11 protein-coding genes and 1 tRNA gene are annotated in these 15,098 nt (G+C 65.1%); 8 read left to right on the top strand and 4 right to left on the bottom strand.

Going from position 1 to position 15,098, the window contains the following annotated elements:
• Window positions 1–110 precede the first annotated feature (110 nt).
• Entirely contained in the window at window positions 111–1,676 is a 1,566-nt protein-coding gene (locus FNL56_RS17950) for a long-chain-fatty-acid--CoA ligase (protein ID WP_143574234.1), read from the bottom strand.
• Between the two features lie 213 nt (window positions 1,677–1,889).
• Between FNL56_RS17950 and FNL56_RS17945 the strand changes: the two genes are divergently transcribed.
• Together FNL56_RS17945 and FNL56_RS17940 are read left to right on the top strand one after the other, a co-directional pair.
• Window positions 1,890–4,067 (top strand): PQQ-dependent dehydrogenase, methanol/ethanol family, encoded by a 2,178-nt coding sequence (locus FNL56_RS17945; protein WP_143582212.1) that lies wholly within the window; start codon window positions 1,890–1,892, stop codon window positions 4,065–4,067.
• A gap of 107 nt (window positions 4,068–4,174) precedes the next feature.
• On the top strand, window positions 4,175–6,856 hold the full coding sequence (locus tag FNL56_RS17940) for a PAS domain S-box protein (protein ID WP_143574232.1): 2,682 nt from the start codon (window positions 4,175–4,177) through the stop codon (window positions 6,854–6,856).
• Window positions 6,857–7,193: 337 nt separating this feature from the next.
• On the opposite strand, the gene FNL56_RS17935 is transcribed toward FNL56_RS17940, so the two are convergent.
• Window positions 7,194–7,550 carry a GrlR family regulatory protein gene (locus FNL56_RS17935; RefSeq protein ID WP_143578072.1) on the bottom strand — a complete coding sequence of 119 codons (357 nt, stop codon included), beginning with the start codon at window positions 7,548–7,550 and terminating at the stop codon, window positions 7,194–7,196.
• 499 nt (window positions 7,551–8,049) lie between these two features.
• Here FNL56_RS17935 and FNL56_RS17930 point away from each other — a divergent pair, with 499 nt between their 5' ends.
• The gene (locus FNL56_RS17930; protein ID WP_246660700.1) at window positions 8,050–8,409 is read left to right on the top strand and encodes a hypothetical protein; all 360 of its coding nucleotides are present in this window, start codon (window positions 8,050–8,052) and stop codon (window positions 8,407–8,409) included.
• Between the two features lie 3 nt (window positions 8,410–8,412).
• Here FNL56_RS17930 and FNL56_RS17925 read toward each other — a convergent pair whose 3' ends face one another.
• Complete coding sequence (locus tag FNL56_RS17925; RefSeq protein ID WP_210245407.1) at window positions 8,413–9,609, bottom strand: MFS transporter; 1,197 nt, start codon at window positions 9,607–9,609, stop codon at window positions 8,413–8,415.
• 467 nt (window positions 9,610–10,076) lie between these two features.
• Here FNL56_RS17925 and FNL56_RS17920 point away from each other — a divergent pair, with 467 nt between their 5' ends.
• Window positions 10,077–10,313 (top strand): hypothetical protein, encoded by a 237-nt coding sequence (locus FNL56_RS17920; RefSeq protein ID WP_143574230.1) that lies wholly within the window; start codon window positions 10,077–10,079, stop codon window positions 10,311–10,313.
• Between the two features lie 33 nt (window positions 10,314–10,346).
• Here the strand turns inward: FNL56_RS17920 and FNL56_RS17915 are convergent, their stop codons facing one another.
• Window positions 10,347–10,535: a hypothetical protein gene (locus FNL56_RS17915; RefSeq protein WP_441351236.1), complete on the bottom strand. Its 189-nt coding sequence runs from the start codon at window positions 10,533–10,535 to the stop codon at window positions 10,347–10,349.
• A 192-nt stretch (window positions 10,536–10,727) separates the two neighbouring features.
• Here FNL56_RS17915 and FNL56_RS17910 point away from each other — a divergent pair.
• From FNL56_RS17910 to FNL56_RS17895, 4 genes are all read left to right on the top strand, one after another.
• A tRNA-Arg gene (locus tag FNL56_RS17910) sits at window positions 10,728–10,804 on the top strand.
• Between the two features lie 60 nt (window positions 10,805–10,864).
• On the top strand, window positions 10,865–12,379 hold the full coding sequence (ilvA, locus tag FNL56_RS17905; protein ID WP_143574228.1) for a threonine ammonia-lyase, biosynthetic: 1,515 nt from the start codon (window positions 10,865–10,867) through the stop codon (window positions 12,377–12,379).
• Between the two features lie 215 nt (window positions 12,380–12,594).
• Window positions 12,595–13,554 carry an IclR family transcriptional regulator gene (locus FNL56_RS17900; RefSeq protein WP_143574227.1) on the top strand — a complete coding sequence of 320 codons (960 nt, stop codon included), beginning with the start codon at window positions 12,595–12,597 and terminating at the stop codon, window positions 13,552–13,554.
• Window positions 13,484–15,040, top strand: coding sequence for an acyl-CoA carboxylase subunit beta (locus FNL56_RS17895; protein ID WP_143574226.1), 1,557 nt, complete (start codon window positions 13,484–13,486; stop codon window positions 15,038–15,040). Before FNL56_RS17900 ends, FNL56_RS17895 begins: the two co-directional genes overlap by 71 nt.
• Window positions 15,041–15,098 lie beyond the last annotated feature (58 nt).

Below are 15,098 nucleotides of genomic sequence, written 5' to 3'. Positions count from 1 at the left end.
TGCGAGGAGCCACTTGGCGACGAAGCAATCCAGTTCTTTCCACGCGTGCCGCTTTCTGGATTGCCGCGTCGCTTTGCTTCTCGCAATGACGGGGAAAGGCCTGGGTAAATCTATCCCGCCTTGGCCTGCTTCGCGCCCGCGTTTTCCCAGAACGGTTTTCGCAGTTCGCGCTTCAGCACCTTGCCGGCGCCGGACAGCGGGAACGGCTCCTGGCGTACCTCGACGCTGCGCGGGCATTTGTAGCCGGCGATCCGGTCCCGGCAGAAGGCGATGATCTCCGCGGCATTCACGGCATGGTCGGGCTTGGTGATGACGAAGGCATGCACCGTCTCGCCCCATTGCGGATCGGGGATGCCGATCACCGCGCATTGCGCCACCGCCGGATGCTGCGCGACGGCGTTCTCGACCTCGATCGAATACACGTTCTCGCCACCGGAAATGATCATGTCCTTCATCCGGTCGACCAGATAGATATAGCCCTCGTCATCCCTGTAGCCGCCGTCGCCGGTGTGCATCCAGCCGTCGATCACGGCCTTCGCGGTCTCTTCCGGCCGCTCCCAGTAGCCCATCATCACATTGGCGCCGCGCACCGCGACTTCGCCGACCACGCCGTTCGCCACCGGCCGGCGGTCGGCATCGACGATTGCTACCTCGCAGCCGACCGCGGCGCGACCACAGGCGCGCTGCCGACCTTTCGCGAACGCCGCCTCGCCAAAATGCTGGTCCCACGGCAGATGCGTCGCCAGCGGCGATAGCTCGGTCATGCCGTAGAGCTGGTGGAATTCTGTCCCCGGCATGCCGGCCATCGCGCGCTTCAGCAGCGTCTCGTTGATCGGGGACGCCCCGTACATCATCTGCTTCAGCGAACTGAGATCTGCCTCGGGAAAAGCGGGGTGATCGACCAGCATCTGGATCATGGTCGGCACGATTAGCGTTGCCGTGACCTTCTCGCGGGCGATGGTCGCCAGCACCAGTTCGGGATTGAAGACGCGGACGATGACGTTGGTGCCGCCGGACAGCAGCAAGGCGAACATCGCGCCGCCATTGGCGACGTGAAACATCGGCGCGGCGTTGAGATAGATCGTGCCCAGCGGCACCAGCCCTTCGGCCAGCATGTGCAGCGAGTTGACGACGATGTTGCCGTGGCTGAGCATCACGCCCTTGGAGCGCCCCGTGGTGCCGCCGGTGTAGAAGATGCCGGCGAGGTCGTCGCGGCCCCGCATGGCGTCGGCGACGGGTTCGCTGTCGCGGATCAGTTGCTCGTAATCATGCGCCCCGGCGGGGCCTGCCGCGTCGTCGGCATGGATCAGCGCGAGCGGCATGGCCTTCGCCAGATCGACGCCCATCGCGGCAAAGGCGCTATCGACCACCAGCGCGCTGGCGCGGCAGTCCAACAGCGAATCGGCGATCTCGGCGTGGCTCCAGCGGACATTGGTCGGCACCACCACGGCGCCGGCTGAGGCAATGCCGAGATAGAGTTCGAGATAGCGGTCAGAATTCAGCATCAGTACCGCCACGCGGTCGCCGGCACCGATGCCGAGCGTCTGCAGCGCCCCGGCCAGCCGGGAGACGCGCTCGCCGACCTCACGCCAGGTGCGCCGCCGCTCGCCGTCGATGGTGGCCATGCCCTCGGGATTGACCTGTAGCGCCCGGCGCAGGCCCTGGGTGATGTTCATGGAATTCTCCCTATCACGGCGCTGCGGATGCTGGTTGCATCTCTGGCCGGCGGCGATCATAGCCGCGGTCGGGGATGCCGCAAGCGGCCAGCGGGCGCCGTAACGCTGCGTCGCACCACAGGTCACGCCACGAGAATTGTGCTGAACTGTTGACGCCGCGCGCGCCGTGCGTAGCATTCGCACAGGCCCGCCAGAGGCCATTGGGAGTGAAGCATGCAGCGACTTGCCGGTCAGCGCGCGTTTGCGCGCCAAAAAATCATCGACACCTTTTTCTCCGGGACTTCCTTTTCGAAAACCTTTCTTGCCGCCGCGGCCGTGCTCGTCGTTCTGTCATTCGGCAGCATCGCGCAGGCGCAGACCAAGGGGTCGCCGGAACACATTACTGCGGTCACCGGGGCGATCGATAGCGCCGCAATTATCGCCAATGGCGCTAATTCCAAAGACTGGCCGAGCTACGGCCTCGACTACGCGGAAACGCGCTTCAGCAAGCTCAACCATATCACGGCCGATAATGTGAAGAACATCGGGCTGATGTGGACCTACAATCTGGAATCGATCCGCGGTGTGGAAGCGACGCCGCTGGTGGTGGACGGGATCATGTATGTCACCGCGCCGTGGAGCATCGTCCACGCCGTGGACGTGCGTTCCGGCAAGCGGATCTGGAGTTTCGATCCGCAGGTCAGCCGCGAAAAGGGCTATCGCGGTTGCTGCGACGTCGTCAATCGCGGCGTCGCGCTCTACAAGGGCAAGGTGTTCGTCGGTGCCTATGATGGCCGCCTGATAGCGCTGGATGCGGCAAGCGGCCGGAAGGTCTGGGAGAAGGACACCATCATCGACAGCAAGATGTCCTACACCATCACCGGCGCGCCGCGGGTGTTCAACGGCCGCGTTGTGATCGGAAATGCCGGCGCCGAATACGGCGTGCGCGGCTACGTCACGGCCTATGATTCCGAGACCGGCGACCAGGCATGGCGCTGGTTCGTGGTGCCTGGCGATCCCTCGAAGCCGTTTGAGGACGAGTCGATGGCGGCGGCTGCCAAGACCTGGGACCCTGCCGGAAAATACTGGATCAATGGCGGCGGCGGTTCGGCCTGGGACAGCATCACTTTCGATCCCGAACTCAACATGGTCTATATCGGCACCGGCAACGGCTCGCCTTGGAATCGCAATCTGCGCAGCCCCGCGGGCGGCGACAACCTGTATCTCGGCTCCATCGTCGCGCTGAACGCCGACACCGGAAAATATGTCTGGCACTATCAGGAAACGCCGGGCGATAATTGGGACTATACCTCGACCCAGCCGATGATCCTCGCCGACCTGACGATCGACGGCGCGGCACGAAAAGTCGTGCTGCACGCGCCGAAGAACGGCTTCTTCTTCGTTATCGACCGCACCAATGGCAAGTTTATCTCGGCGAAGAACTTCGTCGATGTGAACTGGGCGTCGGGTTACGGGGCCGACGGGCGGCCGATCGAAAATCCGGAGGCGCGCACGCCCGACAAGTCGTTCGACAGTATTCCCGGCCCGTTCGGCGCCCATAATTGGCACCCGATGTCGTTCAATCCGCAGACCGGCCTCGTCTACCTGCCGGCACAGGGTGTGCCGCTCAATCTAACCGGCGAGAAGAACTTCGTGCAGAACGCGCCGGCGCCGATGAAATTCGGCGGCACCACCGGCTGGAACGTCGGCTTCGCGCTCAATGCCGAGCCGCCGAAGAACCTGCCATTCGGCCGGTTGCTGGCCTGGGATCCAGTTAAGCAGAAGGAGGCCTGGCGTGTCGAGCATATCGCGCCGTGGAACGGGGGCACGCTGACGACCGCGGGCAATCTGGTGTTCCAGGGCTCCGCGGATGGTCGCTTCGTGGCCTACAACGCTTCCACCGGCGAGAAGCTTTGGGAGACCCCGGTGGGCACTGGCGTCGTGGCGGCGCCGGCGACCTATATTGTTGATGGGGTGCAGTATGTCTCGGTCGCGGTCGGGTGGGGTGGCGTGTTCGGCATCACCCAGCGCGCCACCGAGCGGGAAGGGCCGGGCACGGTGTATACCTTCGCCATCGGGGGCAAGGCGCCGTTGCCGGCCTTCACCCAATATCAGACCTCCAACCTGCTGAGCGGCGTCAAATACGATCCGAAGGACGTTCCGGAGGGAACCGCAATCTACGTCAGCAGTTGCGCGACCTGCCATGGCGTGCCTGGGGTCGACAAGGGCGGTAACGTCCGCAATCTTGGCTATGTCGCAACCGAGACCATCGCCAACCTGAAGAACTTTGTGTTCAAGGGCCCCTTCATGGACAAGGGCATGCCGGACTTCACCGGCAAGCTGACGGAAGCGGATGTGGTGAAGATCCAGGCCTTCATCCAGGGCACCGCCGACGCGATCCGGCCCGAGTGAGCCCGAAATAACCATAGGCTGGGCGGCTTGCTTGCGGGTCGTCCAGCCAGTTTCCCCCTGCGGCGAAGTCATAGTATATTGCGGCGGTCTGGAGCCCGTCCGAACCGATGGCCAATGAAGTGATGCCGTTCATGCAGCGGGTCCGATCGTCCTCGCTGTCGATCGGACAACTGACCTTTGGCGGATTCCTGCTGGTGCTGGCGGTAATCCTGGTGACCGGCATCAACAGCGTGGTCGCGATCCGTGACATCGGCAACACCTTCGCCGAACTGCAGCGGCTGCAGCGCGTCGGCGATCTCGCCGAGGAAATCGACCGCCGCATGAACGGGCTGCGGCTGGCGGCGCGCGATGTCGTCACCGATTCCGACGTTCAGCCGGAAAAGGTGACGCAGGCCGCGGTGACGTTGGGCGAGTTGCTCAAGAACACCCGGATCGATCTGGCGCCCGAGCAGCGTGAGATGATCGATGGCGTGGCGGCCCGGCTGGACAGCTACCGCGAGGGCATCGAGCGCGTCTCGGCGCTGATCGCGCAGCGCGCCACCCTGGTCGCGGCGTTGCCGCCGCTGCGTGAAAAATTCGAGGCGGCCATCGAACAGACGCCGAACCGCGGCACCGCCCGCAGCCTGTTCCGGGCGCAGAACGAGGTCAATGCCGCGCTGCTGGCGCGCGATCCCGACGGCGCCGAACGGGCGGCGCAGCGGATGCGCGACCTGCCGATCGACGACGACGCGCTGCACGCCGCGGCGGACGCCTATGCCGACGGCATCATCGCCATCGCCGCCACCGAAAGCCGGATCGCCGACCTCGACCGCGACGTGCTGGGCACCGAGGGACGGCTGATCAGCCGCGTCACCGAATTTCTGCGCGAGCTCAGCGCCCGGCGCGGACGGGTGCTGTCGCGCGATTTCGCCGGGACGCTCAACGAGGCCAAATGGCAAAGCATCGCGCTGGGCTCGGCCGGCGTGCTGATCGGGCTGCTGGCGGCCCTGTTTGTGGTGCGGCGTATCGTCAGGCCGCTAAAAGCCATTGCCAGATCGATCCGGGCGCTGGCCGGCGGGGTGCCCAACACCGCCATTCCCGCCACCGACCTCGACAACGAGATCGGAGACATCGCGCGGGCCGCGGAAGTGTTCCGCCACACGCTGGTCGAGGCCGATGCCGCGCGCGAGGCCGCCGTGCACGCGCTGGCCGTGCAACGGCTTGCCGAAGAAAGCTACCGCAAGCTGTTCGAGGGCTCGGTGGATGGCATCTATGTGACGACGCCGGCCGGCGCATTGCTCAACGCCAATCCGGCGCTGGCGCGGATGATGGGCTACGAATCGCCGGGAGAGCTGATCCGCGCCACGCTCGACATCAGCCGCACCATTTATGTCGACCCCTCGGCGCGCGCCGAATACATGATGCGGATGCAGCGTGACGGCATGGTGCGCGAATTCGAGTACCAGGTCCGGCAGCGCCACTATACCATCCTGTGGCTGTCCGACAGCGCCACCGCGGTGCGCGACGAGAACGGCGAGGTGGTGCGCTACGAGGGCACGGTTCGCGACATCACCAACCAGAAGCGCGCCGAGGCGGCGATCCGGGAAGGCCGCCGGCTGCTGCAGCAGGTCATCGATACCGTGCCCGCCGTGATCAACGTCAAGAACCCGGATCTGCGCTACGTGCTGATGAACCGCTACATGGCCGGAATCTTCGGCATCGAGCCCGGCGAAGCGATCGGCCGCACCACGGCCGAGCTGATGTCGAAATACGATGCCGGCAAGACCAGCGAACCGGACAAGCAGGTGCTGGCGACCCGCCAGGGGCTCGGTTTCTATGAAGAGGAATACCAGGATGCGTCCGGCGCAATGCGGCAATGGCTGGTCAACAAGCAGCCAATGCTGAGCGCCGATGGCAGACTGGAGAACATCGTCACGGTGGCGCTCGACATCGGCGAGCGCAAGCGCAGCGAGGCGGAGATGCGCAAGGCCAAGGACGCCGCCGAAGCCGCCTTGCGTAATCTGCGCGAGACCCAGAACTCGCTGATCGAAGCGGAAAAGCTGGCGGCGCTCGGGCGGCTGGTCGCCGGCGTGGCGCATGAGGTCAACAACCCCGTCGGCATCAGCCTGACGGTGGCGTCGTCACTGGAGCGCAAGATTGCGCTGTTCGGCGAGGAGGTCGCGCGCGGCGAGCTGCGCCGTTCCAGCCTCACCGACTTCATCGAATCTAATCGGGACGCGGCGCAGCAATTGGTCGCGAACCTCAATCGCGCAGCCGAGCTGATCCAGTCCTTCAAGCAGGTCGCCGCCGACCGCAACTATTCCGATATGCGGATGTTCGACCTCGCCGACCTGACCGAACAGGTGGTGATGAGTCTGAAGCCCGGACTGCGCAAGCAGAACCTGGCGCTGTCGGTGGATTGCCAGCCGAACCTGATGATGAATTCCTATCCCGGCCCGTACGGCCAGGTGCTGACCAACCTGTTTCTCAACACGGTAGCCCATGCGTTTCCCAATGGCAGTGGCGGCGCGGTCGAGATCAAGGTGCGCGATAGCGGTGCCGACCATGTCGAGGTGCTGTTTTCGGACAACGGTATCGGCATGAGCGCAGAGATCCGCCGCCGTGCCTTCGATCCGTTCTTCACCACGCGCCGTGACCAGGGTGGCACCGGGCTTGGCCTGCACATCGTCTACAGCATCGTCACCAACCGGCTCGGCGGCCGATTGCATCTGCACTCCGAACCCGGCAAGGGCACGCGGGTACAGATCATCCTGCCGCGCACCGCGCCGCTGGAATTGGCGGCGGAGTAGGGCGCGCGCGTGCTCTGTGTTTCTGCGGGCTCGCCGCTGATAGTCTGGCCCCGCCCTGTCCACGTCGTCCCCGCGAACGCTGGGCATATCGTCGTTCCATCGCAACACCTTAATCTGGTGTTGCACTTCGTTTGAGAACCCAAGGGATCCATAACCTCTGTCCGTTCTGATAGCAGGATGCCGTCAGCTACAGCTAGGCACAATTCTCCGGCGGGTATGGGTCGTAAGTCTCGGTGCCTCGATTAAGATCGGGCGATCGGGGCGGGCGTTGCGGGGTTTATGGGAGGTCCCGGATCGGCGCTCGCAAGCTCGCTTGTCCGGGACGACAGGAGAATAGCTATTCGGTATCCGCCAGCTTTCTGAGCGTGGCGCGAAAAATCTGGCTGGCCTTGCCGACCAGCGCCGTGCCGTTCATCGTGGCCGAGGTATCCGTGAACGTGCCGGAGACGCCGATGCCGACCGGCTGGTTCTGGCCACCGAACAGCGGACTCTGCAGGGGGCTCGGCGTGTGCTGCCTCACCGTCACTTCGCCCTTGAAGGTGTTGGTTTCGGCATTGCTGACATAGCTGCCGACATAGAACAGATAGGCGTCGCCGCCCAGGATCTGGCCGTCGCGAAACACGACAACGCCGCTTCCCTTGCCAGACCGTCCGTCCAAAAGATCGACGTGAATCGAATAAAGTGCGTTTTTCATAATATACCGGTGGTGACCCGTCCCCTGGCCACAGTGCATTATGCAAATACCAACTATCAACGTCAACGCGATGTGCTGAAATGCAGCACGCCCTTACTATCCGCAGTATGACATCGCGCCCTGCGTTGGAGGTTTGTCGCATGGGCTTGGCTAACACCGTATTAGTACGACCCCGCCAATTATAGCAATGCCGGCGGAAAGTTATCGCCCGCGCAATCGCTGCAGCGCGAAAGAGTTGCTACGATGCCGCCGCCGTCGAATCGCTTACCTTCATTTCAGGCGAGGCTGCCGCCTGTGACAGTAAGCAGCGCGTTTTCGGTTATCGTGTGCACCTTTGCGTGAGCGATACGAAACATTACGGGCCTTGGCCCGGGACATGCCTAAAAAACAGACTGCGCTGGCCGGGAAGCTGGAGCGAGCACATGAGCGACGGGATGTCTTCCGGCGCCGACGCGCCGTGTTTGCGTACCACGCATGAGCAAAAGGACCGCCGCCGCCGATGGCGTCTGCCGGAGCATCGGCCCTGGCAGTGGCGCTGCTCTCGCTGACGCTGTACTCGCTCGCGGCGCGCGATCTCGGGCAATATGCCGGCACCAGCCCGGAACTGAAATCCTGGTTCGACAGCCTGCTCAGCGGCAAGGGGCCGTGCTGTTCGGATGCCGACGGCAGTGCGGTCAGCGATGTCGACTGGAAGTCTAGCGGCGGGCATTACCGGGTGCGGCTTGATGGCGTCTCGTTCGACGTACCCGACGAGGCCGTGCTGACCGGTCCGAACCGGGTGGGCCGTACCATGGTATGGCCGCTGGTCGGTACGGCCGGAACCACAATCCGCTGCTTCCTTCCGGGCAGCATGACCTGAACCTCAGGCGGCGCGGCGGATCTCGGACAGTACGCCGATCAGCGATATAGCCGCCAGCACGATGACGGCAGTGCCATAAATTTCCAGCGTCAGGGTCATGCCTAGCACCGGCACGGCCAGCCCGGCGGCGATGGTCGGCAGGCTGAAGGCGAGGTAGCAGATCACGAAGATCACCGAGAGCAGGCCGGCGCGCTGATGCGGCAGCGCCAACGGGACCACGGTGCGAATGCCGCCGAAGAAGCCGGCGCCGAATCCGAGACCGGCGATGACCGTTCCTCCGATCAGCAGGCCGACCGACTGGGCGTGAACGCCGCCCAGCGTGATCGCCACGCCGAGGATCAGCGCGGACATGCTGCGGATCAGGATCGTGGTGCCCGGCCATGGCCGCGCTGCCAGCATCGCTCCGGCACCGCTGAAGGTGAGCACGGCGACGGCGACGCCGCCCAGCAGCAGCGACGATGATCCGCTCACGCTGCGCAGCAGCGACGGCATCAGCGACATGTAGAATCCGCACAGCGCCCATAGTGCGATGTTGCCGGGCGACACCAGCAGCAGCGCCGCGCGCGCTTGCGGGGGCACCATGACGGTCGGCCGCAGCGAGGCCCAGGCGCCGGGGCGCTGGACGGCGGTTTCCGGCATCCACCCCACCAGCGCGGCCTGCAGCAGCATCACGGCCAGCAGGATCAGGTAGCCGAGTTGCGTCGGCATCGGCGCGTAGGTCACCAGCAGGCCCGAGATCAGCGCGCCGGCTCCGGTACTTGTCACCGGCGTGACGCTGTTTAGCAGGGAGCCATGGCTGCGGTTGGAATCGATGATCGCAGCTCCAATCGAGCCGAACGCGATGCCGACGCCAAACCCCTGGATGATGCGCGCCGCCAGCAGCGCCGCCACGGAATCGGCCGCTGCAAACACCGCCATCGACAGCGCGCAGACGATCAGCGAGGCGAACATCATCGGCCGGCGCCCGACATGGTCCGACAGCCCGCCGACCGTGAGCAGCGCGATCAGGAGGCTGATGGCATAGACGGAGAACACTGTCGTCACCATCACCGGCGACAAGCCCCAATGTTCGGCATAGATCCGATACAGCGGCGTCGGTGCGCCGGCCGAAGCCGCAATGGCGCTGAGCGAGGAGATCTGCAGGACGATCGCGGCGCGGGACGTCATCCGGACTGGCGGGACGTCGAAAGGGGCGGGCATGTGGCGAGCGAACCTGGAGTGAGGACGTGGAACCCGTTGCGCCGCCGCTACCCTTCGAAGGATCTTGCTGCTTGCGGCGTCCAATTCAGGGCCGGGAGGTCAATCATGCCCAGCGCGCGCGAGCATCACAACCGCGGCTGGCTCGGGCGCCCCGCGCGCGATTGCATGGCTCCGGCGGCTGCCGCCCCTTAACAGCTGGCGAATCCTTCCTATACTAGGATGGTCATCAACAACGAAAGGAGGTGGTCCAGTGTCTTATTCCAAACGCTGTCACCTCGCTGAGGTCGCCGGCTAGGATCACGCTTTGATCCCTGCAAGGCGCCTTGGCGCCCGGTTCAGCGAGACAGGGAAGGGCGCACCGAGCGATCGGGGCGCCCTTTCTTTGTGGCCCTGCTTTTTGAAGTCCTCGGACTTGAACCGGCGCGCGCCTGTGGCACAGTGCGGCCTCGCTTGGGCGGGAGTGAGCGATGTCGAAGACGCCGCGTGAACTGGCGACCCGCATGGCGTCCCGCCGCGAAGCCCGCAACGACGACGGCTTCATTCGCGAATCCTACACGCTGCCCCGCGACAACGCCCGCGCGGCGGCACGGGCGTTTCTCGACCGGTTTCCGAAGCAGGCCTATATGAGCGAGGTCGAGCGCTGGCGCGAATTGCCGGACGGCGCGATCGAATTCACGATGCGGCGGCTGCCGACGGCGGATTAGCGACCGCGATCAATGGGCGATTGCACGGCTGCATCAACCCTGCCGGTCGTCGCCGTCCGGCGGTGTGATCTGCAGTTCCAAGAGCGCCAGGGTCTGCAGCATCACCGGGTTGCGCTCGCCCTCTTTGGCGCTGCGCAGGATGCTTTCGGCAAGCGACCGGAGCTGCCCGTTGGGTACCGGGGGCGGCAGGCTCGCCACGGCGCCGGACAGCGCCCGGGTCATCGCCAGAATGATGTCGGGTGAAACGGCTGCGTTGGAAAAGTTCTTTATGGCAGCCTCCCGGGCGGTTCGGCGATATGCAACTGTCGCTTCTCGACAAAGCTGCCGGGCGGGGAATGTTCCGGGCGAAAACCCGCCTTCGGCCGGTTCCGGGGGGCTGGCTTTTGCTGCTTTGACCGCTATGGTGCGGCCGTCGCACTCGTAGCTCAGCTGGATAGAGCATCGGATTTCGATTCCGAGGGTCGGGCGTTCGAATCGCTCCGAGTGCACCATTCCGCGTCCTCCCGGATCGACGCGAGCACCGCCGGCGCATGCGCCGTTAAGGATCCATCGTGACTGACTATATCAGAAAAATCCTCGACACCCGGGTCTATGACGTCGCGGTGCAAACGCCGCTCGATCCGATGGTGCGGCTCAGCGCGCGGCTGGGTTCGCCCGTGCTGCTCAAGCGCGAGGACCTGCAGCCGGTGTTCTCGTTCAAGATCCGCGGCGCCTATAACAAGATCTCGCGGCTGACGGCCGAGGAGCGCGCCGCCGGCGTGATCTGCGCTTCGGCCGGCAACCACGCCCAGGGCGTGGCGCTGTCGGCGCAGCGGCTCGGCATCAAGGCGACCATCGTGATGCCGGTCACCACGCCGCCGATCAAGATCGACGCCGTTCGCTACTGGGGTGGCAACGCCGTTCTGTTCGGCGACACCTTTGACGAGGCCGCAGCGCATGCCAGGCAGTTGCAGGCCGAGGGAGGCCTGACCTATGTGCATCCCTATGACGATCCGGACGTGATCGCCGGCCAGGGCACCATTGGCATGGAGATCCTGCAACAGCACCCCGATCCGATCGAGGCGGTGTTCGTGCCGATCGGCGGCGGCGGGCTCGCCGCCGGGGTGGCGTCCTTCATCAAGTTCCTGCGGCCGGAAACCAAGGTGATCGGCGTTGAGCCGTGCGATGCCGCCTCGATGAAGGCGGCCATCGCCGCCGGCGAGCGCGTCATCCTCGACCGCGTCGGGCTGTTCGCCGACGGCGTCGCGGTGCGTCAGGCCGGCGTGGAAACATTCCGGCTGTGCCGCGATCTGCTCGACGACGTCCTGGTCGCCGACACCGACGAGATGTGCGCGGCGATCAAGGACGTGTTTGAGGACATGCGGGTGCTGGCGGAGCCCGCCGGCGCGCTGGCGCTGGCCGGGCTGAAAAGCTACGCCGCCGCCAATCCCGTGCGAACCGGCGCGCTGGTTGCCATCAATTCCGGCGCCAACATGAATTTCGATCGCCTGCGCCATGTCGCCGAACGCGCCGAGGTCGGCGAGGCCCGCGAGATCCTGCTCGCCGTGACGATCCCCGAACAGCCCGGCAGCTATCGCCGTTTCATCGAGACGCTCGGCAACCGCACCATCACCGAATTCAACTATCGCTACGCCGATGCCCGTGACGCCAATGTCTTCGTCGGCATGAAGCTCGACGATGCCAAGCACGCCAAGCCGGCGCTGATCGCGCAGCTCGAAGGCCTTGGCTACAAGGTGCTGGACATCAGCGCCGACGAGACGGCCAAATCGCACGTCCGCTATATGGTCGGCGGCCGCGCGCCGCCGGCGCTCGGCGACGAGATGATTATGCGCTTTGAATTTCCGGAGCGCCCCGGCGCGTTGCTGAAATTTCTGGACCAGATGGGACCGGACTGGAACATCACCCTGTTTCACTACCGCAACCACGGTGCCGACTACGGCCGCGTGCTGGTCGGCATGCAGGTGCCGCCCGCCGACCGTGCCCGCCTGACGGAGCGTCTCGCCTCGCTGGGCTATCCCTATGAAAACGAAACGGCGAACCCGGTGTACCGGATGTTCCTGACCTGAGTTGCGCCCAGTCCGGGTCGGACAGCAGCGCGGCGCTCTGACGATCCATAGGGATAAGGCGCGATCATCAAGCCGGGTGTTGTCGTGGCGCGAACCCTCAGCTAGATTATTCCGCAAGCGGAATATAATTCCGCAAAACGGAATAGGGCGGCGGCGCGCACGGGAAGCTCACAGGGCTCAACCCGCGGCAAGCGTCGCCCGCAGGGGAACGCACTATGGGACGACGCTCGGAACGGCTTAGCAAACAGGGCATGCTTGCCAGTGATCTGACAGGCGACGGCGACGTGATCCAGGTCGTGTCGCGCGCGTTCGACATCCTGCGCTGCTTCGAAGGGCATGACGCGCGGCTGGGTAATCTTGAAATTTCCAGGCGCTGTGGCCTGCCGCGCTCCACGGTGTCGCGGCTGACGCACACGCTGACACGGATGGGCCAGCTGGCCTATCTGCCCGGTGACCAGAAGTATCGCGTCGGTCCAAGCGCGGTGGCGATGAGCACGTCGATGATGCGCGGCCTGCAGGTCCGCAACCTGATCCGGCTGCGGCTGCAGGAAGTCGCCGAGCAGATCCCCGGCACCATCGGCTTCACGATCCCCGACCGCTTTCATATGGTCTATCTCGAATATGCCCGCGCCGATCACGCGCTCGGCCTGCATTCCGTCACTGGCAGCCGGATCGCGATGGGCCGCTCCGCCGCCGGCCACGCTTATACGGCGGCGCTCGATGAAGATGTCGGCAATTCCCTGATGACCGAGATGTCGCGCGAGATGCCGGAGGATTCGAACATCCTGCGCAGCCGCATCGAGGGCAATCGGGCCTCGCTGCGCGAACATGGCTATGTCACGGCCGGCGGCATTTTCAGTCCGCATATCACAGGCATCGCGGCGCCGATCTGGTCGCCGCAGTATCAGACGTTTGTCGTCGTCACCATCGGCCTGCTGGCATCGATGTACGACGAGGCGCGCCTGCAGCAGGAAGTGGCACCGGTGTTGATGCAACTGGCCAGCGCGATCGATGCGATGGTGCAAAATGCCGAAAGTGGCCTGACGTCGGCGCCAGTCGCCGTCGCGCCGCCGCGGTCGAAGCAAATTCCCTTGGAGAGCGTGAATGATCTGGAAGCCGGAGCTCGAGGACCTCGCCCGGCGCGAAGCGTTCGCGCGGGAGATGGGCGGCGCTGACAAGGTCAAGCGACAGCATGACCAGGGCCGGCTCACGGTTCGCGAGCGCATCGACAAGCTGATCGATCCCGGAAGCTTTCACGAAGTCGGCGCCGTCTCCGGCGTCGGCGAATATGATGCGTCCGGCGAACTCACGCATCTCACGCCGGCGAACTGCGTGTTCGGTCGCGGCAAGGTCGAGGGTCGTCCGGTCGTCGTGGTCGGCGACGACTTCACCGTGCGCGGCGGATCGGCCGATGCGTCGATCTCGGCCAAGCCCTTGATGGCCGAAGAGATGGCGCATGATTTCCGGCTGCCGATCATCCGCGTGATCGAAGGCTCCGGCGGCGGCGGCTCGGTCAAGACCATCGAGACCAAGGGCGCGGCCAATTTGCCGGGCGGCGTCGGCGGCACCCGCTGGTACTGGTACACGACGGCGAATCTGGCGCAGGTGCCGGTGGTCGGCCTTGGGCTTGGCTCGGTCGCCGGGCTTGGCGCCGCGCGGCTGGCGTCGTCGCATTATTCGGTGATGACGAAGAACTCGGCGATGTTCGTCGCCGGTCCCCCGGTGGTGGCGCGGATCGGGGCTTCGCTGGAGAAGAAGGCGCTCGGCGGCGCCGACATCCAGACCCGCGCCGGCGGCGTCGACCACGCGGTCGAGACCGAGGAAGAGGCGTTCGCCTGCGCGCGAAAGTTTCTCTCTTATCTGCCGTCGTCGGTCTACGGCCTGCCGCCGACCACGGTCTGTACCGACGATCCCGAGCGCGCCGACGCCCGCTTGTTGAACGCGGTGCCGCGTGACCGAAAACAGGTCTACAAGATGCGTCCCATCATCGACGCCGTGGTCGATCGCGGCTCGTTCTTCGAGATGGCGGCGAATTTCGGCCGGCCGGTGATCACGGGCTTTGCGCGCCTGGAAGGCCGCGCCGTGCTGGTGCTGGCGAGCGACCCTTTCCATTACGGCGGCTCGTGGACGGCGGACGCCTGCCAGAAGGTGGTGCGCTTCGTCGATCTTGCGGAGACATTCCATCTGCCCGTTATCTATCTGATGGACTGCCCCGGCTTCATGATCGGCCTGGATGCGGAGAAGGCGGCGACCATCCGTCACGGCGTCCGCGCGATGGCGGCGGTCAACCAGACCACGGTGCCGTGGTGCACCATCATCATCCGCAACGCCTTCGGCATCGCCGGCGTGGTGCACCAGCCGGCCAACCGGTTCTCGATGCGCTACGCGTGGCCGTCGGCCAGTTGGGGCTCGCTGCCGCTGGAGGGCGGCATCGAGGCGGCGTACCGCGCCGAGATCGATGCGGCCGACGACCCCCGTGCCAAGCAGCAGGAGATCGAGGACCGCCTCAACAAACTGCGATCGCCGTTTCGTTCGGCCGAAAAATTCTGGGTCGAGGAAGTCATCAATCCCGTGAAGACCCGCTCGCTGCTGTGCGAATTCGCCAGACTCGCGGAGCCGCTGCGCATGGCCGGCCCGACGCGGCTCGCGATGCGGCCGTAGTCAAAGTTGTCGTTCCGGGATGCGGCAGACGGCGAAGCCGGCTGGCGGAGACCTCAGC

It is taken from the genome of Tardiphaga sp. vice304 (assembly GCF_007018905.1).
GTDB lineage: Bacteria > Pseudomonadota > Alphaproteobacteria > Rhizobiales > Xanthobacteraceae > Tardiphaga.
Note: the sequence above shows the minus strand (reverse complement) of the source record. Positions and strands in the feature narration are given on the sequence as shown.